Origin of the sequence: Saccharothrix luteola (genome assembly GCF_020859565.1) — a bacterium.
Lineage (GTDB): Bacteria > Actinomycetota > Actinomycetes > Mycobacteriales > Pseudonocardiaceae > Actinosynnema > Actinosynnema luteola.
The window spans coordinates 16,682-40,752 of record NZ_JAJHUO010000025.1 but is presented as its reverse complement, the minus strand read 5'-3'; the positions used below and the strand labels follow the sequence as shown (position 1 = coordinate 40,752).

At 71.8% G+C, this 24,071-nt stretch carries 18 protein-coding genes; 6 read left to right on the top strand and 12 right to left on the bottom strand.

Annotation, left to right across the window (positions count from 1 at the left end; genetic code table 11):
• The gene (locus LNK82_RS31555; RefSeq protein WP_230570543.1) at positions 1 to 1,239 is read left to right on the top strand and encodes an MFS transporter; all 1,239 of its coding nucleotides are present in this window, start codon (positions 1 to 3) and stop codon (positions 1,237 to 1,239) included.
• Here LNK82_RS31555 and LNK82_RS31550 read toward each other — a convergent pair.
• The 3 genes from LNK82_RS31550 to LNK82_RS31540 form a co-directional block, all read right to left on the bottom strand.
• On the bottom strand, positions 1,236 to 2,549 hold the full coding sequence (locus tag LNK82_RS31550) for a cytochrome D1 domain-containing protein (protein ID WP_230570542.1): 1,314 nt from the start codon (positions 2,547 to 2,549) through the stop codon (positions 1,236 to 1,238). The two genes, LNK82_RS31555 and LNK82_RS31550, sit on opposite strands and share 4 nt — an antisense overlap.
• Before the next feature lie 67 nt (positions 2,550 to 2,616).
• Positions 2,617 to 3,891 (bottom strand): hypothetical protein, encoded by a 1,275-nt coding sequence (locus LNK82_RS31545; protein ID WP_230570541.1) that lies wholly within the window; start codon positions 3,889 to 3,891, stop codon positions 2,617 to 2,619.
• Entirely contained in the window at positions 3,888 to 4,736 is an 849-nt protein-coding gene (locus tag LNK82_RS31540; protein WP_230570540.1) for a glycosyltransferase, read from the bottom strand. Before LNK82_RS31540 ends, LNK82_RS31545 begins: the two co-directional genes overlap by 4 nt.
• 82 nt (positions 4,737 to 4,818) lie before the next feature.
• On the opposite strand from LNK82_RS31540, the gene LNK82_RS31535 reads away from it, so the two are divergent.
• Genes LNK82_RS31535 through LNK82_RS31525 form a run of 3 tightly spaced genes read left to right on the top strand, consistent with a single transcriptional unit; the run spans position 4,819 to position 8,539 of the window.
• The gene (locus LNK82_RS31535) at positions 4,819 to 5,868 is read left to right on the top strand and encodes a glycosyltransferase (protein ID WP_230570539.1); all 1,050 of its coding nucleotides are present in this window, start codon (positions 4,819 to 4,821) and stop codon (positions 5,866 to 5,868) included.
• Complete coding sequence (locus LNK82_RS31530; protein WP_230570538.1) at positions 5,853 to 7,325, top strand: lipopolysaccharide biosynthesis protein; 1,473 nt, start codon at positions 5,853 to 5,855, stop codon at positions 7,323 to 7,325. Before LNK82_RS31535 ends, LNK82_RS31530 begins: the two co-directional genes overlap by 16 nt.
• Complete coding sequence (locus LNK82_RS31525; protein WP_230570537.1) at positions 7,322 to 8,539, top strand: rhamnosyltransferase WsaF family glycosyltransferase; 1,218 nt, start codon at positions 7,322 to 7,324, stop codon at positions 8,537 to 8,539. The genes LNK82_RS31530 and LNK82_RS31525 overlap by 4 nt, the downstream gene beginning before the upstream one ends.
• Here LNK82_RS31525 and LNK82_RS31520 read toward each other — a convergent pair.
• Both LNK82_RS31520 and LNK82_RS31515 read right to left on the bottom strand, forming a co-directional pair.
• Entirely contained in the window at positions 8,517 to 9,614 is a 1,098-nt protein-coding gene (locus tag LNK82_RS31520) for an acyltransferase family protein (protein WP_230570536.1), read from the bottom strand. The genes LNK82_RS31525 and LNK82_RS31520 overlap by 23 nt on opposite strands.
• Positions 9,615 to 9,784: 170 nt before the next feature.
• Positions 9,785 to 10,744, bottom strand: a complete 960-nt coding sequence (locus tag LNK82_RS31515; protein ID WP_230570535.1) for a TolB family protein — start codon at positions 10,742 to 10,744, stop codon at positions 9,785 to 9,787.
• Between the two features lie 93 nt (positions 10,745 to 10,837).
• Between LNK82_RS31515 and LNK82_RS31510 the strand changes: the two genes are divergently transcribed.
• Together LNK82_RS31510 and LNK82_RS47940 are read left to right on the top strand one after the other, a co-directional pair.
• A complete protein-coding gene (locus LNK82_RS31510) occupies positions 10,838 to 11,743 on the top strand; it encodes a GumC domain-containing protein (RefSeq protein ID WP_230570534.1) in 906 nt (301 codons plus the stop codon).
• A 2-nt stretch (positions 11,744 to 11,745) separates the two neighbouring features.
• Positions 11,746 to 13,083, top strand: a complete 1,338-nt coding sequence (locus tag LNK82_RS47940; protein ID WP_230570533.1) for an O-antigen ligase family protein — start codon at positions 11,746 to 11,748, stop codon at positions 13,081 to 13,083.
• A 441-nt stretch (positions 13,084 to 13,524) separates the two neighbouring features.
• On the opposite strand, the gene LNK82_RS31500 is transcribed toward LNK82_RS47940, so the two are convergent.
• The 7 genes from LNK82_RS31500 to LNK82_RS31470 all read right to left on the bottom strand — a co-directional run bounded on the left by LNK82_RS31500 (position 13,525) and on the right by LNK82_RS31470 (position 24,067).
• Complete coding sequence (locus tag LNK82_RS31500; protein WP_230570532.1) at positions 13,525 to 14,085, bottom strand: acyltransferase; 561 nt, start codon at positions 14,083 to 14,085, stop codon at positions 13,525 to 13,527.
• Positions 14,082 to 15,176: a DegT/DnrJ/EryC1/StrS family aminotransferase gene (locus tag LNK82_RS31495; RefSeq protein ID WP_372470696.1), complete on the bottom strand. Its 1,095-nt coding sequence runs from the start codon at positions 15,174 to 15,176 to the stop codon at positions 14,082 to 14,084. Before LNK82_RS31495 ends, LNK82_RS31500 begins: the two co-directional genes overlap by 4 nt.
• Entirely contained in the window at positions 15,173 to 15,826 is a 654-nt protein-coding gene (locus LNK82_RS31490; RefSeq protein WP_230570531.1) for a NeuD/PglB/VioB family sugar acetyltransferase, read from the bottom strand. The genes LNK82_RS31495 and LNK82_RS31490 overlap by 4 nt, the downstream gene beginning before the upstream one ends.
• Positions 15,827 to 15,837: 11 nt before the next feature.
• Positions 15,838 to 20,679, bottom strand: coding sequence for a DUF4082 domain-containing protein (locus LNK82_RS31485; RefSeq protein ID WP_230570530.1), 4,842 nt, complete (start codon positions 20,677 to 20,679; stop codon positions 15,838 to 15,840).
• A gap of 165 nt (positions 20,680 to 20,844) precedes the next feature.
• Positions 20,845 to 21,987, bottom strand: coding sequence for a DegT/DnrJ/EryC1/StrS family aminotransferase (locus LNK82_RS31480; protein ID WP_230570529.1), 1,143 nt, complete (start codon positions 21,985 to 21,987; stop codon positions 20,845 to 20,847).
• On the bottom strand, positions 21,984 to 22,976 hold the full coding sequence (locus LNK82_RS31475; protein WP_230570528.1) for an NAD-dependent epimerase/dehydratase family protein: 993 nt from the start codon (positions 22,974 to 22,976) through the stop codon (positions 21,984 to 21,986). Before LNK82_RS31475 ends, LNK82_RS31480 begins: the two co-directional genes overlap by 4 nt.
• Before the next feature lie 26 nt (positions 22,977 to 23,002).
• Positions 23,003 to 24,067 carry a Gfo/Idh/MocA family protein gene (locus tag LNK82_RS31470; protein ID WP_230570527.1) on the bottom strand — a complete coding sequence of 355 codons (1,065 nt, stop codon included), beginning with the start codon at positions 24,065 to 24,067 and terminating at the stop codon, positions 23,003 to 23,005.
• Positions 24,068 to 24,071: the final 4 nt, after the last annotated feature.

Below are 24,071 nucleotides of genomic sequence, written 5' to 3'. Positions count from 1 at the left end.
ATGTACGTTGCGTCCGTCCGGCCCGGCGAGCGGGTGAGGGGCCGGGTTCCCGGCACGGTCGTCGCGCTGGGCGCGGTGAGCCTGCTGACCGACGTCTCGGCCGAGATGGTGACCGCGTTCATGCCGGTCTACCTGCTGTTCACGCTCAACATGAGCTATGCGCAGTTCGGCGTGCTCGACGGCCTGTACACCGGCGCGACGGCCGTGCTGAGGCTCGTCGGCGGGCACCTGTCGGACCGGACGCACCGGCACAAGGCGGTCGCCGCGGTCGGTTACGGGCTGTCGGCGGTGACGAAGCTCATCTTCCCGCTCGTGGGCGCGTCGGCGTTCGGGATCGGCGCGACCATGGCGGCGGACCGCGCGGGCAAGGGGCTGCGCACCGCGCCGCGTGACGCCCTGATCTCGTTGGCCACGCCGCCGGACCGGTTGGGCGCGGCGTTCGGGCTGCACCGGAGCATGGACACGGTGGGTGCGCTGCTCGGGCCGTTGGTGACGTTCCTGCTGCTGTACTGGGTCGGCACGGTGGCGGGTCCGGTGTTCGTGGTGAGCGCCTGCTTCGCGGTGGTGGGGCTGATCGTGCTGGTGGCGTTCGTGCGGGAGAACCCGCGGCCGGTGTCGACCGGGCCGCGTCCGTCACTGCGCGCGGGGTTCGCGTTGCTGCGGGAGGCGGGGTACCGGCGGCTGGCGGTCGGGGCGGCGGTGCTGGGGCTGGCGACGTTGTCGGACGCGTTCGTGTTCATCCTGGTGCAGAAGGCGACGAACGCGCCGCTGCACCTGTTGCCGTTGTTGCCCTTGGGGACGGCGCTGGTGTTCCTCGTGGCCGCCGCGCCGGTGGGGCGGTTGGCGGACCGGGTCGGGCGGTGGTGGGTGTTCCTCGGCGGGCACGTGCTGCTGCTGGGCGTGTACGTGCTGCTGGTGGCTCCCGGCACCGGTTACTTCGGGGTCAGTGCGGCGCTGTTGCTGCACGGGCTTTTCTACGCCGCGACGGATGGCGTGCTCTCGGCACGGGTGAGCGCGCTCGTGCCGGAGTCGTTGCGCGCGTCCGGGTTGGCGGTGGTGCAGACGGGGCAGGCGTTGGCGCGGCTGGTGTCGTCCGTGGCGTTCGGCCTGCTGTTGCAGTTCGCCGCCTTCGGCACGGCGGTGTACGCGGCCATCGGCTCACTTCTCGTCGCCGTGGCGGTGGCGTGGCGGCTCAACAAGCAGGCCGGCCCCCGTGAAGGGGCCGGCCTCACCTCCTAGAGCAGGCCGATCGAGCCGTGTGCCACCGAACGGCCATGGGTCAGGTCGCCCGGGTGGCTCGCCGTGTAGCCCTGGAGGAGGGTGGCCAGGCCCACGAGGAGGGGGACGTTGGCGTCGCACTGGGCCTTGCCGTAGGCGTTGGTGGTGGCGGTGCAGAGGGGGTGGCCCTTGGTGGTGCGGAAGGTGATTTGTTTGCCCGCCACCGGCTTGCCCGTGTGGGACTCGGTGAGGGTGGCGTCCAGGCCGCGTGCGGTGAACCCGAGGAGGCGCAGTTGGAGTTGGGCGTGGCCGGCGGTGAGTTCGGTGGGGGCTGGGGGGACGGCGTGGATCGCGATGCCCACCGGGCTCACGCCCACGGGGATCGAGGTGACGACGGACAGGGTGGTGGTGTCGACGATGGACACCGTGCCGCTGTTGAAGTTCGTCACGTAGGCCTTGGCGCCGTCCGGGGTCAGGGAGACGCTGATCGGCCTGCTGCCCACGGGGATCCGGGCGACCGGGGTGAGGGTGGTGATGTCCACGACGGACAGGCTGTGTCCCTCGCTGTTGGTGACGTAGGCGCGTGTGCCGTCGGGGGAGATCGCGACGCCGTGCGGGATGAAGCTGACCGGGACCGTGCCGATCACGGCGTTGGAGGTGGTGTCGACGACGGACACGTTGTTGGACAGCTTGTTGACCACGACGAGCTTCGCGCCGTCGGGGGTCACGGCGACAGCGGTCGGGGTGTTGCCGGTGGGGATGTCGGCGATCTTGGCGTTCGTGGTGGTGTCGACGACGGAGACGGTGCCGGGGCCTGCGACGTCGTGGGCGACGTAGAGCCGCTTGCCGTTCGGCGTGATCGCGATGCCGTCGGCGTTCGCGCCGACCGGGATGGTCTCGGTGGTCGTCGTGGTGGCCGCGTCCACCACGGACACCGTGCCCGCCAGGTAGTTCGAGACGTACACGTGCCCACCGGACGGGGACACGACGACGCCGGCGGGGCCGTCGCCGACCGGCACGGACGCGTCCACGGTGTTGGTCGGCGTGTCGATGATGGTGAGCGTGTCGTCGCGAACGTTCGTCACGTAGCCGCGCGTGCCGTCGAACGCGACGCCGACGCCGTAGGGCGAGTCGCCGTTGGAGTCGATGAGCGTCGAGGTGACGGCGTTCGTCGCGGTGTCCAGCACCGACACCCCGCCGCCGTTGTTGGCGACGTACCCGAGCACGCGCACGGGATCTGCGACGGCCGTCCCGGTCGGCGCGAGCAGCAGCGCCGCCCCCAAGGCGACCGCGCCGCACACCGCCGGCGTCTTGCGGATCTGTCTGAGCACGATCGGCCTCCGTGGGTTCGGGTCCCGCACTGCCCCCATCGCTGGCCGGCTCCGCGCCGTTAGCCCGTCAGAACCGGTACACGTGAACTTCGTACGGGCCGAAGTCGTCCACGATCCGGCCGTCCACGATCGGCACGGTCCGGTCCTCGTCCACCACCGTGGCCGTGCCCGACGACACCGGCACGGTGAGCGTGACGCGAGCGGCCAGGCTGCGGGGGTGGTCCTTGGTGCCGTCGGTCTGCGCCAGCACCCAGCGGGTGTCGCCGAGCTGCTTGTGCACGCCCGGATCCTTGTGGAGCACCGCGACCGGGATGCCGTTGTCGCTCGACGCGGTCACGCCCGGCGCGTTCGGCGCGTTGAGCACCGGCGCCAACGACTTCAGCCGCGCGTTCACGGCGGCGACGCGGGCGGTGATCTCCGGGCGGGTCAGGACGCTGGAGTACTCGCCCGTCCCGTCGGTGTAGAAGCTGTGCGCGAAGTAGTTGATGCCGGTGGCGCCGTGCAGGATCGTGTTCCACACCGCCGATTCGAGCTGGTCGGCGTCGATGATCTCGCCGCGGTCGTGCGGGTGACCCGTCTCGACGAACCCGTACAGCGGCTTGTCCGGGCCGCACCACTTGCGCATGGTGTCGATGACCTGCCCGTAGCTGTACGCGCCGACGGTGTGGTTGCGGTCCGGGTGGGTCCAGCCGTAGTAGTCGGCCGACGCGATGTCCGCGGCCGAGCAGTAGGTCCGCATGTCCTCTTCGTACGACTCCTCGATGTAGCCGTAGCCGATCTCGCCGGTCGGCGTGCCCATCCACGGGCTGAAGTTGAGGTACGTCGGCCGGGACGGGTCCTTGGCGCGCACCGCGTCGGCGGCCTTCACGATCGCCGACGGCTGCATGTCCGGGTGGAACACGTCGCCGTAGACCTTGGTCATGTCGGGCTCGTCGGCGATCAGGTAGCCGACGTAGTTGCGGGCGTGCGCGGTGTCGGCCAGGACCTCGTCGACGCGCGTGCCGTCCACGTACACGCGCCAGTCGGTCTCGTGGAGCCCTTCCTGGCGGAGGTACCACCACTCGTCCTCCCAGAGCCCGATGCCGAAGTCGACGCCGATCTCCGGGAACGCCCGGCCGAGCTTCTTCCCGTTCTCGACGCCGGACGGGTCCTGCATCCAGACGTTGATCGGGAACACGGCCGGGTCGCCGGTCGGGTTGGGCCCGTTGGCCCACCGCTCGTAGTAGTCGACGGACGGGCCGGCGGGGACGGGCGCGGGCGTCGGGTCGGCCGGCCGGCGGGCCTCGGCCGTGCACGCGGTCAGGACGAGGACGGCGGCCAGCACCGCGCGGGTCCCGATCACCTCGACGCCCGCGCGGCCAGCACTCGTTTCGCCTTCTCGAAGCCGTCCGGGCCGAGCAGCCGCATCGCCGCGGTCTTGGCCACGTACCGGGCGCCGTCACGGGCCGACCGCAGCGGGTGACCGATGAACCGGTCACGGGCCAGCACACCGCCGGCGGGCTCCGGCACGTCGTCCAGCGCCGCGCCGAACCGCGGCCGGTGCGGCGCGGGCGCGACCAGCCTGCCGCGGGTGCGATTGCTCACGTTCCCGCCGTGCACGACCTGGAGCCAGCCGGGCGGTCCGCCCAGCGACACCACCTCGGCGTGCCGGTGCAGCCGGGTGTGCCAGTCGGCCCAGCACGTCACCGGCGCGTCCCAGCTCTCCCGCATCGAGGCGAACGCGTTGTCGCGGTCGTGGTGCGCGAACAACCCGGTCGGGCTCTTGACCAGCCCGTTCGCCAGGTAGAGGGCGGTGCGGCGGCCGGTGGACCGCTGGGCCTGGAGCCGGGCGACGAAGTCCGCGGCGAGGCCGTCGTCGTTGTCCAGGTTGGTCGTGATCAGCTCGTCGCCCTTGACCGGGAAGAGCTTGGCGATGTCCTCGATCAGCTCGTCGCGGCTGACCTGCGTGCGGAACACCGGTGTGTACGCGTCGCCGTGCGCCTCGATGCGGTCCTTGAGCCACCGCGGGCTCTCGGGGTCGAAGTAGATCAGCCACCGGAAGTCCGAGGACGTCTGCGCCGCGACGGACGGCAGGCAGTACCGCTCGAACAGCGCGACGCGTTCGGTCAACCACCCCTCCCGCGCCCGCACGACGCTCTCCGCGCCGACGGACGGCAGGTTGAAGCGCGTCAGCACGACGTGGTCCATGGAACCCCTCCCCGTATCTCCTCCTACATCGGGATCGGGGCCGCGCCGTTAACGATCCGCGGTCGAACACGATGAGTAGAGCGTGACTGAGCCCCCGGCACGACCAACGGTCGACGTCGTCATCCCGTGTTACAACTACGCGCGATTCCTGCGCGCGTGCGTGCAGAGCGTGCTCGACCAACCCGGTGTCGACGTGCGGGTGCTGATCATCGACGACACGTCGAGCGACGAGACGCCCGAGGTCATGGCCGAGTTGACGCAGGACCCCCGGGTCGAGGGCCGCCGGCACGAGGTCAACCAGGGCCACATCGCGACCTACAACGAGGGTCTGCTGGAGTGGGCCAAGGCCGACTACACCGTGCTGCTGTCCGCCGACGACCTGCTCGCACCGGGCGCGCTGGCCCGTGCCGCCGAGGTCTTCGAGGCTCACCCGAACGTCGGCATGGTCTACGGACGTGTTGTTTATTACACCGACCACGACCAGCTGCCGTCCGTGGTCGCTCCGCCGGGCGGTCGCACGGTCTGGTCCGGTGTGGACTGGATCGAGGCGCGGTGCCGCACCGGGCAGAACGTGCTGTCCTCGCCCGAGGCCGTGGTGCGCACGTCGGTGCAGCAGGAGGTCGGCGGCTACCGGCCGGACCTGCCGCACGCGGGCGACCTGGAGATGTGGATGCGCATCGCCGCGGTGTCCGACATCGGCTACGTGCGCGGCAAGCCCGCCGCGTACTACCGCGTGCACCAGCAGAGCATGATGCGCACGCAGTTCTCGTCGCTGTTCGCCGACCTGGAGCAGCGGCAGGCGGTGTTCGAGCGGTTCTTCGCCGAGCACCCCGACCTGCCGGCACGGCTGCGGGTGCTGGCTGACCGGTCGATCGCCAAGGACGCGTTGTGGCGGGCGGTGCGCGCCTACGACCGGGACAAGCTGGACGAGATCCCGGTGGACGAGCTGGAGGCGTTCGCCCGGCGGGTGTTCCCCGACGCGGCGCGGCTGCCCGAGTACCGGGCGTTGCGGCGGCGGCGGGCGCTGGGGCCGAAGGTGTGCAGCCGCACGCAGCTGTTCGTCGGCAGCCACCTGGTCAAGCGGGGCGTCGGCGTCGTGGGCAAGCAGGTCTGGAAGTGGCGCGGCCAGTGACCGCCGAGGTGGAGCCGACCCCGACCGGGCGGCCGGAGCTGCGGCGCAAGGTCGGTTCGGCGATCCGGTGGAGCGTGGTCAACAGCCTGGTGCAGCGGTTGGGCCAGGTGGGTGTCGGCGTCCTGCTGGCCCGGCTCATCGCGCCCGAGCAGTTCGGCGTGTTCGCCGTCGCGCTGGTGGTGCTCAACATCGTGATGAGCGTCAGCGAGATGGGGGTGAGCGTCGCCCTGGTGCGCAGCGAACGGCCGGTCGAGGAGCTCGCGCCCACGGTGACGACGCTGTCCATCGCGTCCGGCGCGTTGTTGGCGCTGCTGTGCGTGCTCGGCGCGCCGTGGTTCGCCGAGGTGATGGACACGCCGCAGGCGACCGGCGTGATCCAGCTGATGTCGCTGTCGCTGGTGATCGCGGGCGCGTCGGCGGTGCCGGGCGCGGTGCTGCAACGCGAGTTCCGGCAGGACCACAAGTTCGTCGCGGACACGTCGGCGTTCGTCGTCGGCACGGCCGTGGTGGTCGTGCTGGCGATGCTGGGCTTCGGCGCGTGGAGCCTGGCGTGGTCGCGGATCGCCACCAACCTGGTCGCCGCCGTGGTGATGTTCGCCTACACGCCGACGCGCTACCGGCCGGGGTTCGACGCGGTCCGGGCACGGGAGGCGCTGGCGTTCGGGCTGCCGTTGGCGGGCGCGAGCCTGCTCGTGTTCGGGGTCCTCAACGTCGACTACATCATCGTCGGCAGCGTGCTCGGCACGGTGCCGCTGGGGTTCTACCTGCTCGCGTTCAACCTGGCGAACTGGCCGGTCGGCGCGTTCTCGCAGCCGGTGCGCAGTGTGTCGCTGGCGACGTTCTCGCAGGTCAGAGATGATCCAGAGCTGTTCGCTCGGACGTTCTCGCGCGCGTTGCGGCTGCTCGCGCTGGTGACGGTGCCCGCGTGCGTGCTGCTGGCGGCGCTGGCCGACCCCCTCGTGCGCACGGTGTACGGCGAGCGGTGGGCCCCGGCCGCGCAGGCGTTGGCGCTGCTGGTGCTGCTGGGAGCGCTGCGGGTGGCGTTGGAGCTCGGCTACGACTACCTGGCCGGCGCCGGGCGGTCGCGCGCGATCCTGGTGATCCACCTGGTGTGGCTGGCCGCGCTCGTGCCGCTGCTGGCGCTGGGCGCGCACCTGGACGGCATCCGGGGCGTGGCGCTGGCGCAGAGCGTGGTCGTGCTCGTGGTGATCGTGCCCGCGTACCTGATCGCGTTCCGGCCCTACGGGCTGCGGGCGCGGGAGTTGGGCGCGGCGGTCGCGCGGCCGGTGGCCGGCGGTGTGGTGATGGTCCTGGTGGCGTCGGGCGTCCAGTGGCTGGTCGACGGCGCCCTGTGGCGGCTGCTGGTGGGCGGCGCGCTGGCGTCGCTGGCGTACGCGGCCGTGGTGTTCCCCCTGCGCCACGAGGTGCTGGGCCTGTTGCGGAGGAGTGGCGCGTGAGGGTCGTCCAGCAGTTGCGACGACGGGCGCACCAGGTCACGCGCATCATGCGTGAACAGGGTGTGCGTCAGGTGGGCGCCCGTGCGCTCGGGCGTGCGGCACGGCGGTTCGGCGCGGACGCCGAGGTGTTCCCGGTGCGCTTGGAGGACGTGCGCGCGGCGGACATCGGCGTGCGGCGGCCGGTGGTCGTGCCGCCGGTGCCCGAGGACGGGCGGTTGACGGTCAACTGGGTCAGCACGCCGCCGTCACCCGGCTCCGGCGGGCACACCACGATGTTCCGGCTGATCGAGCACCTGGAGTCGGTGGGCCACACGTGCCGGCTGTACCTGTACGACGTGTACGGCAGCCGTGCGGCCGACCACGAGCGGGTGATCAGGTCGGCGTTCCCCGGTTTCCGCGGGTCGGTGCACGACGTGGCGGACGGGATGGCCGACGCGCACGCCGTGTTCGCCACCGCCTGGATGACGGCCTACCCGGCGTTCAACGACCCGTGCGCCGGCAAGCGGTTCTACCTGGTGCAGGACTACGAGCCGTGGTTCTTCCCCGTCGGCGGGCTGTCGGCGTTGGCGGAGAACACCTACCGGATGGGGTTCCACGGCTTCACCGCCGGCCGGTACCTGGCCGACAAGGTGCGGGCCGAGACGGGGATGGCGGCCGACTTCTTCGACTTCGGCTGCGACGCGGACCGCTACCGCCTGACCGAGGGCGTGCGGCGGGACGGCGTGGTGTTCTACGCGCGTCGGCTGGCGCCCCGGCGGGCGATCGAGATCGGGTTGCTGGCGTTGGAGATCTTCGCCGAGCGGCACCCGGACGTCGCGATCCACACGTACGGCGAGAAGATCGGGTCGCTGGGCCCCCGGCACGTCGACCACGGGCTGGTCACGCCCGACCGGCTCAACGAGATCTACAACCGGTGCTACGCGGGCCTCACGCTGTCGATGACGAACGTCTCGCTGGTGCCGCACGAGATGCTGGCCGCCGGGTGCCTGCCGGTCGTCAACGACGCCGTGCACAACCGGGTCGTGCTGGACAACGACCACGTCCGGTACGCGCCCGCGACGCCGCACGACCTGGCCCGCGCGCTGTCCGAGGTGGTCACGTCGCCCGATTTCGACGCGCTGGCGCGGGCCGCGTCCGCCAGCGTGACCGGCCGGTCGTGGGACGCGGCCGGGCACGAGCTGGAGAAGGTGCTCAGGCGGGAGCTGTCGGCCTGAGCAGGCGGCGCTGCGCCGGCCGTTCGACGAGCCGGTGCAGCAGCCACGCCAGCCCGAGCGAGACGCCCAGGAGGGCGACGGCGATCCCGATCGCCCCGGCCAGGTCGACGTCGTGCGGTCCGAACGCCTCCGCCGCCCGCATCACCACCTGGTGCACCAGGTAGAAGGCGAACGAGACCTCGCCGAGGAACACCGCCGTGCGGTTGCGCCACGGTGACCGCGCGCCGGTGACGTCGGCGACCGCGGCGGCCGGGATCAGCAGCGCCAGCGGGACAACTGTGCCCGCGACGTAGCCGAACGTGCCGGGCAGGTGGCCGGAGACGACGTACCCGGCGACCGCCAGCGCACCCGCCTGCCACAGCGGCAGCCGGATCCAACGGCCCGCGCGCACGATCCGGGCCAGCGCCATGCCCAGCACGAACTCCAGCGCGCGGGTCACCGGGAAGACGTAGACGAACCAGTACTCCAGGCCGTCCGGCAGGGGCAGGGCGACCGCGGGGACTGCGATGACGGCGGCCATGAGGCCGACCGCGAGCGCCCAGAGCCGCCGGTGCGGGACGCGGTCCACCAGCGCCAGCAGCCAGGCGAACGCCGCGTAGAACGCCGCCTCGCACGACAGCGACCAAGCCGGCGTGTTGACGCCGAAGTAGATCGACTGCACCGGGACCCAGGCTTGGAGCAGGAACAAGCCCACCACGCCCGCGAGGACGGACGCGCCGCCCAGCCAGGCGAGGCCCGCGAAGACGACCACCCAGACCACCACGTGGTTGGGCAGGACCCTGGCCGCCCGGCGCCGCCTGCCGACGTTCGCCGGCAGGCCTTCGCGCGCGGACCACGTGAGCACGAAACCGGACAGGAGGAAGAAGAACCCGACCCCGGTCGCACCCTGCCCGAACACCACCTCCAGGACGCCTTCCGCGCCGGTGCCGGTGAACAGGCCGCCGGCGTGCAGGTGGAAGCCGAAGACGACGAACGCGGCGAGGAAGCGGAGCCCGGTGAGCGAGGGCAGCCGGACCGGCGGCAGTGGCGGGATCGCCGGGGCGGACGACGGGAGCGGTGCCGGCGCGCTCGTCATCGGCGCTTGGCCCGACCGGCGGAACGGGCCGCGCCACCGTTGCCGCGTAATACGATTCTTGCGGTCGGGTATTCGATTCCGGCCAGGAATAACAACTTCCGCCTCCGATGCAGCAGGATTTCCTTCGACCACAAGGAAATCGCGGTGCCGCGAAGGGCGTTAGCCGAAGATCAGCGCGGGGACGGCGAGGTGGCTTCGGGGATCACGAGCACGGCGGCGGCCGAGCCGTCGGCGGGCACGACGTGGATCGACGCGAGCTTGGCGTCCTTCGGCACGGCGGCGAACGCGAGCCGCTCGTCGTCCAGCCAGGTGGCCTGGTCGTCGACCCCGGCGGTGCCCGGGAGCCTGCGCTCCTCGCCGGTCTCGAGGTCCAGCACGGCCAGCTCCCACGGCCCGAGCCGACCGATGCGCTTCTTGTAGGCGACCTTCGTGCCGTCCGGCGACAGCGACGGGCACTCCGCGTCACGCCGCAGCGACTCCAGGCGACGTTCGACCAGGTCGCCCTTCACCAGCCAGGTGTACCCGCCCGAGGCCAGGGTCGCGTAGAACGTCCGGTCGTCGGCGGCGACCGTCAGACCCCAGTAGTTCACGTCCTGCGCGGCGTGCGGCCGCCCCTCGACCACGGCGGCGAAACCCTCCAGCGACTCCACCGCCTCGCCGGACCGCAGGTCCAGGTACCCGGTCCGGGTGGAGAACCCGCCGGGCACCGAGTACGAGTCGCCGGTCACGAACGACGTCCACGTGACCACCTGCCCCGACGCCGACACCTTCGCCCGGCTCGGCACCCCGGGCAGCGGCACGGTCCGCGCCACGCCGCCGTCCCGCGTCACCTCGGCCGCGTACGTCGGGCCCGGCCCGGCCAGCCCCAGGCACACCGTCGTGCCGGCGGCCCGGTACACCCGCTGGCACGTCATCGGGGTCGCGCTGCGGGCGGCTGGATCGGCGAGGCGCACCTGCTCGACCCGGCCGCGCCCGTCGGCGAGGGCCACGAACATCAGGTCACCGTCGACCGCGGCCACCGGCACGGGTGAGGTGTCGCGCACGACCGACGTCACGTACGCCGCCGAGGCGCCGACGACCAGTACGATGGCCAGGACGGCGAACACCACGCGCCGGTGGGTCAAGTCCATCACCACCTGTAACGACTGGGCGCGAGTCGGCCGATTTCAGAGTAACAACACCCCGCGCGCACGCCCGCGGGTAGGACGTGGATCGGGGAGCGGATGGACTTCTGGGGCGCCGTGCGAACGCTGCGCAGGCGGTGGTACATCGCCCTGCCGGCGGCGATCACGGCTGTCGCCGTGGCCGCCGGCGTGTTCCTGTCCATCCCGACGCGCTACCAGTCCACCGGGGTCATGGTGCTCACGTCGCCGTCGGCCGGTGGCACGTTCTCGGAGAAGCTCTCCCCCGAGGACGCGGTGCAGGTCAACCCGCTGCTGGCGTTCGACGGCAGCCTGACGACCACCGCGCAGATCCTCGCGCAGATCCTGGCCGACCCGAAGACCCGCAAGGAGTCGCTCGGCCTCGACAAGGACTCGACGGAGAACTTCACCGCGGCCGGCGGGGGCATGAGCGGCCCGTTCCTGTTCGTGACCGCGGACGGCAGCACCCCCGAGGCGGCCGAGCGCCTGGTCACCACGGTGATGGAGTTCGCGACCAAGGAGCTGGACGAGCAGCAGACCGCGTTGAAGGCGCCGGCGTCGACGTTCATCACCTCGCAGGTGATCGTGAACCCGACCGAGGCGGAGGCGCAGATCGGCGGCAAGGTCCGGTACGCGGGCGCGGCGTTCGTGCTGCTGATGCTGTTGACGACGGCGGCCACGTTCGGCGGCGACAGCGTGCTGAACCACCTGCGGCGGCGCCGTGAGGCGCGTGAGGGTGGTGCAGCGGACGACGCCGCCGTGACGCCGCCCGCTTCCCCGCCGCCTGTTTCTCCGCCGCCCGCTGCTCCCCCGTCTGCTGCTCCCCCGCCGTCGCCCAATGGCGCGCCGCGCCGTCCGCCCGGCCCACCGGTCCGCCGACCGCAGCCGACGGCCAGCGAGCAGACGGTGAAGATCGCCGCGCCGGGCCCGCGCAACCCCGGCAACACCGGGGCTCCGGCGTGGCCGACCAGCGACGACAAACCCTGACCGTGACCGAGCGGTTCCTGCCGGAACGGCCCGTGCGGCGGCGGGCGGACGGCGCCACGGTGATGAGCGTGTTCCTGCTCGCGCTGCTGATCATCCCGGCCCGGCTGGTGCTGTCGTTCGTACCGATGACGCTGCCGCCCGCGCTGGTGGTGGCGTTGCTGCTGGGCGTGCTGTGGGTGTCCGGGCAGATGGTGGACGACGTCGGCATGGGCAAGGGGCGCAACGTCGTGCGCACGGCCGTGGCGCTGTACCTGGCGTCGCAGCTGGCGACCTACGGCGTGGCGACCCGGCGCTGGCTGCCGACCGACGAGCTGACCGTGGCCGACAGCAGCATCATCCGGATCACGTCGATGATCGCGGTCGCGGTGTTCGTGTGCGACGCCGTGCGCACGAAGGAGCGGCTGGACCGGGTGCTCAAGCTGCTGCTGGGCTGTGCGGCGGTGATCGCGTTCGTGGGGCTGGTGCAGTTCGGGCTCGGGGTGGACCTGGCCTCGTACGTGTCGCTGCCCGGGCTGCGGGTGCAGGACAACGGGTACTCGGCGATGGAGGCGCGGTCGATCTTCCGCCGGCCGACCGGCACCACGAACCACCCGATCGAGTTCGGCCTGGTGTGCGCGATGGCCGTGCCGCTGGGCGTGCACTACGTGTTCAAGGCGCGGGACGACGGCACGCCGCACGTGCGCTGGTTCGTGTGCCTGGCGCTGGTGGGGCTGGGCGCGTTGCTGTCGTTGTCGCGGACGGCGCTGCTGTGCATGGCGGTCGGCGCGGTGATCATGATCATCACGTTGCCGAGGCCGCGCAAGATCGCCACGGCGGTGGTGGGCGGCGGGTCGTTCCTCGGCGCGACGCTGGTGGTGCCGGGGCTGTTCGGGACGTTGCGCGGGATGTTCTCCAACATCGAGGACGACCCCAGCGTGAAGGCGCGCACGGCGGACTACGAGGCGGCGTGGGAGCAGATCGACCTGAACCCGTTGCTGGGGCGCGGGTTCGGCACGTACCTGCCGACGAAGTACACGATCCTGGACAACCAGTTCCTGCTGACGTTGATCGAGAACGGCTACCTGGGGCTGTTCGCGTTGATCGGGATGTTCCTGGCGGCGGCGTTCGCGGCGGTCCGGGTGCGGATGATCAGCGAGGACGAGCAGCTGCGGAGCCTGGCGAGCGCGCTGGTGGCGGCCGTGGTGTCGGGTGGGATCGCGTCGGTGACGTTCGACCTGCTCGGCTTCGGCGTGGCGACGGGGCTGGTGTTCACCATGATCGGCGCGACGGGGGCGTTGCTGCGGGTGGCCAAGGAGCAGCGGCGGCGTGCGGCGGAGGAGCCTGCGCCCACGGAGGCGTGAAGGCGCAGGTCAGAGGTCGGCGCGTTCGCCCATGACGCCGAGGAGCAACTCCTCCATGCCGCCGACGTGCGCGCTGAACCTCATCAGGAAGTCGGCGACGACGTAGAGGAACGGGTCGAGTTCGAACGGCTCCTCGGCGGAGGTGATCCCGGTCCGCCGATGTCGAACGCCAAGCCGCCGAACTCACCGAGGAACCGCTGGGCCGGCTCCGGGTACCGACCGGCTGCGCGCAGGGCTTGTTCGGCCTCCGTCGGCCGCAGGTCCACCGCTTCCCTCTCACGTACGGCCCTCGGCGACTCAGGAGGCGTGGAAACCGCAGGTCGCGCGTTCTGAGCGTTGAACTCGGGGGTCCTGAACGTAGGACACGCGGGACCTGAGCGTAGGACACGCGCGTGCTGAACGTAGGACACGCGGGACCTGAGTGTTCGACACGCGTGGGGGTCAGGGGGTTGGGGTCAGGCCGGTGTCCGTGGTGGTGTGGGTGGTGTGGCAGTCGGGGCAGGTGAGGGTGGGGTCCAGGCGTTGGCCGCACGCGCAGACCCAGCCCTTGTGGGTGGCCGGATTGCCCGCGACGAACGCGTGGGCCGGGACGTCCTTCGTGATCACGGAGCCGGCGGCGGCGAAGGCGTGCTCGCCGATCTCCACCCCGCAGACGACCACGGTGCCGGCGCCCAGGGTCGCGCCGCGACGGACCACTGTGGACAGCAGGGCGTCGCCGGTGCGCTTGATCGCCGCACGCGGCCGCAGGTCGTTGGTGAACAGCACGTTCGGGCCGAGGAACACCTCGTCCTCGCACACCACGCCGTCGAACACGAGGGTGCCGTTCTTCACCGTCACCCGGTCGCCCAGCACCGCGCGACCCTCCACGAACGCGCCGTCGCAGATGTTGCAGTCCTGGCCGACCCGCGCGCCCGGCAGCACGTGCGCGAACGCCCACACGCGCGTGCCGTCGCCCACGTCGGAGCTCTCGCACAGGCCGTTCGGGTGGACGTGGACGCTCATCGCACCGCCTCGGTCAGGGCCGCCACCACGCGCTCCTGCTGCGCCGCGGTGATCTCCGGGAACAGCGGCAGGGACACGATCTCCCCGGCCACCTCCTCGCTGACCGGGAAGTCACCCGGCACGTGGCCCAGGTGCGCGTACGCGCCCGTCAAGTGCACCGGCGTCGGGTAGTGGATGCCCGCGCCGATCCCGGCCTCGTGCAACGACGCCAGGACCCGGTCCCGGGACGCCACCCGCACGACGTACAGGTGCCACACCGGCACGTTGCCCGCCAGCACCACCGGCAGCGTCACGCCCGGCACGTCGGCCAGCAGCGCCGAGTAGCGGTCGGCCGCCGCGCGGCGCAGCTCGTTCCACCCCTCCAGCCGCCGCAGCTTCGCGGACAGCACCACGGCCTGGAGCGTGTCCAACCGGCTGTTGAAGCCGATCACCGAGTGCTCGTACTTGCGCGGCGACCCGTGCTCGCGCAGCAGCCGCACCGCCGAAGCCAGCTCGGCCGACGTGGTCAGCACCGCGCCGCCGTCGCCGTACGCGCCGAGGTTCTTGCCCGGGTAGAAGCTGGTCGCCGCGATGTCGCCGAGCCCGCCGACCGGCACGCCGTGCCGCCGCGCGCCCTGCGCCTGCGCCGCGTCCTCCACGATCGGCACGCCGAACGACTTCAGCTCCTCGACCGGCGCGGCCTGCCCGTACAGGTGCACCGGCAGCAACGCCTTGGTGCGCGGCGTCACCGCCTCCGCGACCTGCGCCACGTCGATCAGGCCGGTGTCGGCCACGCAGTCGACGAGCACCGGCGTGGCCCCCGTCCGCGCCACCGCGCCCGCGGTCGCGATGAACGTGTTGGCCGGCAGCACGCACTCGTCGCCCGGCCCGATGTCCAAGGCGCGCAACGCCAGCTCGATCGCGTCGGTGCCGTTGCCGACGCCGACGCAGTGCGGCACCTCCTGGTACGCGGCGAACTCCGCCTCGAACTCGGCGACCTGGCGGCCACCGACGAAGGAGGTGTTCTTGAGCACGTCGGCCCAACCGTCGGCTACCTCGTCGGCCACCTGGTCGTGCTGCGCGCGCAGGTCGACCAGCGGGATGTCGATCACGAACCGTTCCCCTCTCGCAGTCGCCGGGCGGGGTTGCCCGCCCAGACCTCACCCGCGGGCACGTCGGCGAGCACCACCGATCCCATGCCCACCACCGCCCCTGCGCCGATCGACACGCCCTCGCGGACCGCACTGCCCTGCCCGAGGTACGCGCCCTCCCCCACCCGCACCGACCCGCCCAGCGACGCGCGGCCGGCGAACGTGACGCCGTCGCCCACCTCGTCGTCGTGCGTGATCAGCACGTGCGGCATGGCCACGACGTGCGCCCCCAAGCGCAACGGCGCCGTCACCACCACACCGGCCAGCAGGACCGTGCCCGGCCCCACCTCCGCGCCGACGGCCACCGAGGCCGCCGGGTGCACCACGGTCGCCCACCGGTCCTCCGGCAGGCCGAGCCGCGCGACGACGTTCAGCCTGCCGAGCGGCCGGTGCGCGTTGGCCACGCACACCACCACCGCCGCGTCCGTCGAGCGCACGAGGTCCGTGCCGCCGAGGACGGGCAAGCCGTCGAGGTCCGCGCCGTGCCGGGCCGGGTCGTCGTCCAGCGCGCCCACGGGTCGCCACAGGGCCGGCAGGAGGCGGACGGCCGCGAGGACTTCGCGGGCCAGTCCGCCGCCACCCACCAGCAGCAGCGGTCGGGGTGCGTTCATCCGGGCGTCGCTCATCCGGTGGTGAACACGACGTCGACCCAGTAGTTGCTGCCCGCGTAGGACGACTCCGGGAACCCGGGGCCGGCCCGGTAGACGCCGTTGCGGACGCCCTCGGCCGTGGCCGGCGCGCTCAGCGGCGGGCTGGTCACGGCGTTGCCCATGAAGTACCCGGTGTCCACGGAGTACCGGCCGTTCGGCGCGGTGTAGGACGCCACGTAGGTGGTGCCGGCGATCACGGTCACCGGAGAGGAGAACGTGAGCGACTGCCAGCCGGTGGCCGTCTCGTTGGCGAACGTGCCGGTGACCAGCGGGTTGCCCGCCGCGTCCCACAGCGTGCCGGTGTGCGTGCCGGTGTTGCCCGCGCCCTTGTAGAACTTCACACCCGTGACCGACCCGCTCACCGACGGCACGAACCGGACGCCGAGCTCGTAGGAGCCGGTGTCGTCGGCCGCGGGCACGGTGGGCACGGTCGCCGCGCTGAACAGCGAGCACGGGCAGTTCCCGGCCGTGGTCGTGGTGAACGACCAGGTCGTGGGCGAGGTCATCAGGTTGCCGTAGACGTCGGCGATGCGCAGGCTCGCGGTGTAGGTCATGCCGCCGCCCAGCGGCGCGGCCGGCGTCCAGGTCACCTGCTGCTGGTTGGCCGACAGCGACAACGTGCCCGCGATCTTCGCGCCGCCGGAGTCGGCGAGCGCGAACTGGGCCGTGCTGAGGTCCACCGGCTCGTCGAACGCCGCGGTGAGCGGCGACGTGCGGGCCACCTCGCCCGCGCCGTCGAGCGGCGTGCGCCCGTTGACGACCGGCGGGGTGTTGTCGTCGTTGGGCAGGAAGACGACGTCGACCCAGTAGTTGCCGCCCGCGTACGAGTTCGTCGGGTGGCCCGCGCCGGCGCGGTAGACGCCGTTGCCGCCGTCCAGGCCCGACGGCGCGCTCAACGGCCCGCTGGACACCGAGTAGCCGTCGAAGTACCCGGCGTCGACGGCGTAGTGGCCGGTGGTCGTGGTGTACGAGGCGGTGTAGGTCTGGCCCGCGGACACGAACACCGGGGTGGCGAAGGTCAGCGTCTGCCAGCCGGAGGCGGTCTCCCCGGTGAACGTGCCCGTGGCCAGTTGTCGACCGCTCGGCGACCACAACGTGCCGGTGTGCGTGCCGGTGTTGGCCGCACCCTTGTAGAACTTCACGCCGGTGATCCGGCCGCCCGCGGTCGGGGTGAACCGCACGCCCAGCTCGTACGGGCCGCCGTCGTCGGCCGAGGTGACCGTGGGCACGGTCGCCGAGCTGAACAGCGTGCACGGGCAGATCACCACCATGGTGGTGGTGAACGACCACGTCACCGGGTCGGGCATCGGGTTGCCGTTGACGTCGGCGATCAGCACGCTCGCGGTGTACCGGGTGAACGGCATGAGCTTGCCCGACGGCGTCCACGTGACGGTCCGCTGGTCGCCGGACAGCGACACCGAGCCGGTCAGCTGCGCGCCGCGCCGGTCGGTCAGCCAGATCTGCGCGCTGGCCGGGTCGACCGGCTCGCTGAACGTCACCGTCACCGGGCTGCCGGCCACCACGTCCGTCGCGTCCGGGGCCGGCGTGCGGCCGGTGAGCGCCGGCGGTGTGGTGTCGCCGTTGAGGCCGTTGCGGTAGACGACGTCGACCCAGTAGTTGGTCGCGTTGTAGGTCGAGGTCGGCGCGAAGCCGCCGCTGCCGTAGCGGTACACGCCGTTCGGCCCGTCGACGCCGTCGGCGAGGGCGCGCAGTCCCGCGTAGCTCGCGCCCTTGCCCGCGAAGTCACCGGGGCTGACCGCGTAGCGCCCGTTGGGCGCGTGGTACGACACGATGTAGGTGGTGTTCGCCTGCACGACGACCGGTGAGGCGAACGTCAGCTTCTGCCAGCCGCTCGCGCTCTCGTTGGTGAACGTCCCGGTGGCCAGGAGCAGGCCGGTGGACGACCACAGCGAGCCGGTGTGCGTGCCGGTGTTGCCGGGGCCCTTGAAGAACCGGACGCCCAGCACCTCGCCCTTGCCGTTGAAGCGGACCTTGGTGCCGACCTCGATCGGCGCGGTGTCGCCCGCCGAGTACACGGCGGGCCGGGCGAAGTCGTCCCAGATCGTGCAGGGGCACGTCGCGGGCCGGGTCGCGCCGGTGGTGAAGGACCACGTCGACTGCGGCGTCTGGTTGCCCGCCGCGTCCGACACGCGCAGCGCCACCGTGTAGCCCGTGTTCGGGGCCAACGCCTGGCTCGGCGTGAACGTGACGGTCTTGTTCTCGTTCGACAGCGCCGTCGAACCGGACAGCGCGCCGTTCGGGCCGGTCAGGGTGAACTGGGCGGAACCGGGCGCCACGGCCTCGTCGTAGGTGGCGGAGATCGCGGGGGTGAGCGCGACCGTGCCCTCGCCACTGACCGGCGTGGTGGACGCGAGCAGCGGCGCGCGCTGGTCGGGGCCGGGGTCCGGCGCCCACACCACGTCCACCCAGTAGTTGCTGCCCCAGTGGGACTGGGTCGGGAAGCCGGGGCCGCCGAACCGGAACAGGCCGTTCGGGCCGTCCTCGCCGTTCTTCGGGCCGGTGAGCGGTTCGAGGTAGCGGGGCCGCTGGAAGAAGTACTCCAGGTCGTAGGAGTAGTGGCCGTTGGGCGCGAAGTACGACACGACGTAGGTGACACCCGCCGACACCGGCACGGGCATCGCGAAGGTCAGCGTCTGCCAGCCGCTCGCGGTCTCGTCGGTGAACGTGCCGGTGGCGATCGGGGTGCCGTTCTTGTCCCACAACGTGCCGGTGTGCGTGCCGGTGTTGCCCGGCCCCTTGTAGAACCGCACGCCGCGCACGTAGCCGTCGCTGTTCGCGCGCCACTTCACGCCGAGCTCCAACGGCGACGCGTCACCGCTGTCGGGCACGTCGGGCGCGTCGGCGTTGGTCCACAGGCCGCACGGGCAGGTGCGCGGGTTCACCCCCGGCGTGGACACCACCGGGGTGGACAGGTTCGCCGAGTCGTCCACGGCGCGCACGCGCAGGCTCGCCGGACCGGACTTGCTCGGGGTGTAGGTGTAGCTCCACGCCACCTGACCGGCCTGCCACACCGCCGGGTGCCAGCGGTCGCCGCCGTCGGTGGACACCTCGACGCCGCCGACCTGGCCGCCGATGTCGACCACGGTGCCGGAGAACGTGTACGCCGTGCCCACGTTCGAGATGGGTGGCACGCTGGTGAACGCGACCGTCGGAGCTTGGGTGTCAGTGCTCTTCGTGGCCGGCTCGAGACCAGGCTGCAACGTTGTCGGCTGCACGCCCATGTCGGCGAGGAAGTTGACCGTGGCCTGCTTCATCCGCACGTCGGAGGTCGGCGTGTTGGTGAGGAACGCGTGCTCGTCGTCCACGCCCCACGCCCACTGGACCGTGCCCGCGCCGAACACCAGCGACCCGCTCGAGTGCCGGTAGTAGGTGATGGCGTGGGTCTTGGTGTCCGGGGTGTAGAGGTCGCCGTGGTTCTGCAGCACGTACGGGCCGTCCGGCATGTTCACGGTGGTGCGGGACAGCTGGGCCACGCCCGGCGGCTGGAAGCCGTTGTCCTCCACCGAGTTCCACTCGTATCCCAGCGTGCCGGGCTGGAACGTGTACGTGGTGTCGGCGGCCATGCTCTGGAGGTCCGTGTGCCGCCACAGCCGCATCTTGCCGTAGGCGGCGGGTACCTGGAGCGAGTCCTCGCGGCGGCCGTTGACCGTGAAGATGTTGCCGAGCAGCGCGTTCTCCGGATTGCCACCGTCCTGATCGGGGTAGCGCGGGTCTCGCCAGGTGCCGGTCCAGTCGCTCAGGTGGTCGTTCTGGGTGCCCTTGGTCTCCTTGTAGCAGGCGATGGTCCGCCAGTCGGTCTGGGAGGAGTCGATGCTCTTCTCCCACCGGTGCTTCCAGAAGATCTCGTTGCCGGTGAGGAACGCCAGGTGCACGCCCGCGTCCCGGGCGGCCTCCACGTTGGCGCGCTGTTCCTCGGACCAGTACTCGTCGTGGCCGACGGCCATGAACACCTGGTGGTTCTTGATCAGGTGGCCACGCCGGGCGGAATCGGCGTCCGTGGTGTAGCTGACGTCGTACCCGTTGGCCTCCATGAAGCGCAGCATCGGGTACTCGGCGTTGAAGATGAAGTTGTCGTCGCCGTCACCGCCGGTGTACGGCCGGTTGTAGCTGACCTTGTACGCCTGCCCGCCCTGGCCGGGGCCGTCGCCGAAGTACAGGCTGTTGCCGCCGTAGCGGTTGTAGGCCACCCAGGTCGAGTCCGAGGTCTGGAACAGGACCTTGGAGGTGCTGGTGTCGTCGCGGACGACGAACACGATCTCGTTCTCCGCGCCGTTGTCGTTGCGGTGGGTACGCGCGTAGTAGAGGCCCGAGACCGCGGTGGGCGGCACGTTCCAGCTCAGCGACACCTGCCAGTTGCCGCAGTCGATCAACGCGCTGCCGTCCGTGCCCCGCATGCACGGGTCCTGGTTCTGCGCGCCGTTGCGGGTGATCCGCTCCTGGAACCGCGCGCCGACGCCGCCGTAGTAGCCGAGCCGGTAGATGTCGATGTAGTAGGAGGACGCGCTGGTGAGCATCTTGAAGTCGACCCGGCCGCCGGGGGTGGCGCTGATGTCGGTGGTGAAGCCGAGGATGCCGTCGTCCCGGTAGGACACCTGCCAGTCCGGCGTGCCCGGCTTGGTGTTCTCGCACGCCACCTTGTTGACCACGGGCGCGTCGCACGGAGCGGCGGTGGCCTCGGGGGCGCGCAGCAGACCGACGACCGCGATGGTGGACGCCACGAGGGCGGCCACCACCGCCAAGCGCAGCAGGGTCACCGCGAGAACGGGTCTGGCCCGCTTCCGGTCGGCGGTCATGGTTACACCTTTCGAACACAAGCTGTCGTGACGGGTGGTGATCGCGTGCGCACTGCTTCGACCAGCGGAGCCTCGTTGCTCCGATCGTCGCTGGAAGCCGGCTTCGCGTTACACCACAACGGAAGGATCCGTACCGCCGAACGCACGCTGTGTCGGGCGCACTCCCTAATGGGAGGCGAGCGGCAACCGCAGCGCCGCCCTGAGCTCCTCCGCCACGGTGTCCTGCTGCGCTTCCGTGAGGTCGTGGTAGAGCGGGAGGATCAACGACCTGGTGGTGAACGCCTCCGTCGCCGGGAGGTCGAGGTGCGGGTGCCCCGCGTACGCCGGTTCCAGGTGCGCGGCCATGATCCCGCGCCGCGCCGACACGCCCCGCTCCGCCAGGCGGGCAAGGACGTCGTTGCGCGACACCGCGACCTCGTCGGGCAGCACGACCCAGAACGACTGGTAGTTCGTCGTGCCGTGCTCGGGGTCGCGCACCGCGCGCAGCCCCGGCACGTCGGCGAGCAGCTCGTGGTAGCGCGCCGCCAGCGCGCGCCGGCGACGCACGATCGCGTCCAGTTTGGACAGCTGCACCAGGCCGACGGCGGCCTGGATGTCGGTCATCCGGTAGTTGAACGCGGTCTCCTGGTAGCTCTCCACGACCGCGCCGCCACCGCTGTGCCGCTCGGCGGCGCTCACGCTCATGCCGTGCTCGCGCAAGCGCTTGGCACGGGCCGCCCACTCGGGGTGGTTCGTGGTGAGCATCCCGCCCTCACCGGTGGTGATCAGCTTGCGCGGGTGGAACGACCACGCGGCCATCTCGGCGTCCGCGCCGACCGGCACACCCCGGTAGGTCGAGCCGGCGGCGCAGGCGGCGTCTTCCACCACCGTGACGCCGCGCGGTCCGCACAGCGCGCGGATCGCGTCGACGTCCGCGGGCACACCGGCCTGGTGGACCAGGATCACCGCGCGCGTGCGCTCGGTGAGCACCGCCTCCACCGTGGCCGCGGACAGGTTGCCGGTCTCCGGCTCCACGTCGGCGAACACCGGCGTGGCACCGCAGTAGCGGACCGCGTTGGCGGTGGCGATGAACGACAGCGACGGCACCACGACCTCGTCACCCGGCCGCACGTCGAGCAGGTGCAGCGCGACGTGCAACGCGGTCGTGCACGACGACACGGCGACGGCGTGCAGGGCGGCGACGCGGCGGGCGAAGGCGTCCTCGAACGCGGCGACCTTCGGACCCTGCGCGACCCAGCCGGACAGCACGGCGGCGGACGCGGCCTCGGCCTCCTCCGCGCCGAGCCACGGCTTCATCACCGGGATCACGGCGACACCTCGGCCATCGCCGACCGCCACCACGAGACCAGCCCGCGCAGGCCGTCCACGAGCTCGATGTCGGGCTTCCAGTCGAGGTCGCGCGCGGCGGCGGAGATGTCGGCGAGCCGGCGCGTGACGCCGTTGACCGCGCGCTCCGGGCCGTGCTCCAGCGGCAGGTCGGAGTCCATCGCGACGAGCAGGGCGTGGGCCAGGTCCTTGAGGCTGGTCTCCCGCGCGCTGGCGATGTTGTAGACCTCGTCGGTGACGGCGGCCTTCGCGGCCAGGACGTTCGCGCGGGCGATGTCGTGCACGTGCACGAAGTCCATGGTCTGCGCGCCGTCGCCGAAGATCAGCGGCGGCTTGCCGTCGGCGATGCGCTCCATCCAGCGGATCAGCACCTCGGTGTACTTGCCGTGCGCGTCCATCCGCGGCCCGTAGACGTTGAAGTAGCGCAGCGCGACGTAGTCCAGGCCGTGCATGGCGTGGAAGCTGCGCAGCATGCCCTCGTTGAACGCCTTGGCCGCGCCGTAGAACGTGTCGTTGTTGTACGGGTGGTGCCGCTCGGTGGTCGGGAACTCCTCGGCCAGCCCGTAGACCGACGCCGACGAGGAGGCGATGACCTTCTTCACGCCCGCCGCGGCGGCCGCCTCGATCACCGTGAAGGTGCCGTCGACCAGGCACTCCAGCGCGAGCCGCGGTTCCTCGGCGCACTGGGTGATCCGGATCGCGGCGAGGTGGAACACCAGGTCGGTGCCCGTGCTCAGCTCCGCCAGCAGCGCCCGGTCGTTGATGTCGCCCTCGACCACGGTGAGCCGGTCGCCCGCGAGCGCGGCGGCGTCGGCGAGGTTCTCCCGGCGGCCGCGGACGAAGTTGTCCAGCACGACCACCTCGGCGGCGCCGGCGGCGAGCAACTGGTCCACCACCGCGGAGCCGATGGTGCCCGCCCCTCCGGTGACGAGGGCCCGTTGGCCGGTGATCGGCTGAGCCGCGTCCGACATGGTGCTTGTTCCTTCCATCTGCTGGATCACGCGGTGACGAGCTGGAGCGCGGTCGGCTCGTCGACGCGCGCGACGGTGACGAACTCCCCGCCCGCGGCGAGGCTGGCGGAGGCGGCTTCGAGGGTGGCCAGCACGCGCAGGCCCGCCCAGCCGTCGGTGAGCGGCGGGCGCTTCTCGGTGATCGACGCGGCGAACTCCGCCATCATCCCGCGCAACGCCTCCTTCTCCGGCAGCGCGGGCGCCACGGTGTCGCCGCGCCGGTAGGAGATGATCGCCTGGCGGCGGTCCTCGTCGTCCTCGATCCGGTCGGCGCCGCGGTCGTGCACCGACAGGCGCTGCACGGCGTTCACGTCGTCCCACACGACCGTGCGGCGGGAGCCGCCGACGATCATGGTGCGGATCTTGCTGGGGGACAGCCAGTTCACGTGCACGTGCGCCATCACGCCGTCGGACAGCTCCAGCGTGAGGTGGCCGACGCACGCGCGGCCCGCGCCGATCGGGTCCGAGCCGTGCGCGGCGACCCGCGTCACCCGCACGCTGTCGGGCAGGATCGCGTCGAAGATCGACAGGTCGTGCGGCGCGAGGTCCCAGAACACGTCCACGTCCGGCTGCACCAGGCCCAGGTTGACCCGCACCGAGTCGAGGTACTGCACCGTGCCGATCTCCCCGCCGCGCACGAGCTGCCGCAGGTGCTGGACGGTCGGCGTGTAGACGAAGGTGTGGTCGAGCATCAGCGTGAGGCCCCGGGCCTCGGCCTCGCGGACGAGTTCGAGGCCGTCGGCGTAGGTCGCCGCCAGGGGCTTCTCCACCAGCACGTGCTTGCCCGCGCGCAACGCGGCCAGCGCGACCGGCAGGTGCGTGGCGGCCGGGGTGGCGATGGCGACCGCGTCGACCGCCGGGTCGGCGAGCACGTCGTCCAGCGAGCCGGACACCCGGACGGTGGAGTAGTCGCCCAGCACGCGCCGGGCCCGTTCCACGTCCAGGTCGCACAGGTAGCGCAGCTTCAGGCCGGGGGTGGCCTGTGCGTTGCGCACCAGGTTCGGCCCCCAGTAGCCGGCGCCGATGACGGCGATGCCGATCGGCTGGTCCATCTCG

Bases quoted from the DNA above. Each gene is read 5' to 3' on its own strand.
- LNK82_RS31510 (WP_230570534.1), top strand. From the start codon at position 10,838: ATGGACTTCTGGGGCGCCGTGCGAACGCTGCGCAGGCGGTGGTACATC.
- LNK82_RS31540 (WP_230570540.1), bottom strand. From the start codon at position 4,736: ATGGACCACGTCGTGCTGACGCGCTTCAACCTGCCGTCCGTCGGCGCG.
- LNK82_RS31470 (WP_230570527.1), bottom strand. From the start codon at position 24,067: ATGGACCAGCCGATCGGCATCGCCGTCATCGGCGCCGGCTACTGGGGG.
- LNK82_RS31490 (WP_230570531.1), bottom strand. From the start codon at position 15,826: ATGAACGCACCCCGACCGCTGCTGCTGGTGGGTGGCGGCGGACTGGCC.
- LNK82_RS31555 (WP_230570543.1), top strand. From the start codon at position 1: ATGTACGTTGCGTCCGTCCGGCCCGGCGAGCGGGTGAGGGGCCGGGTT.
- LNK82_RS31485 (WP_230570530.1), bottom strand. From the start codon at position 20,679: ATGACCGCCGACCGGAAGCGGGCCAGACCCGTTCTCGCGGTGACCCTG.
- LNK82_RS31520 (WP_230570536.1), bottom strand. From the start codon at position 9,614: ATGACGAGCGCGCCGGCACCGCTCCCGTCGTCCGCCCCGGCGATCCCG.
- LNK82_RS31500 (WP_230570532.1), bottom strand. From the start codon at position 14,085: ATGAGCGTCCACGTCCACCCGAACGGCCTGTGCGAGAGCTCCGACGTG.
- LNK82_RS31515 (WP_230570535.1), bottom strand. From the start codon at position 10,744: ATGGACTTGACCCACCGGCGCGTGGTGTTCGCCGTCCTGGCCATCGTA.
- LNK82_RS31475 (WP_230570528.1), bottom strand. From the start codon at position 22,976: ATGTCGGACGCGGCTCAGCCGATCACCGGCCAACGGGCCCTCGTCACC.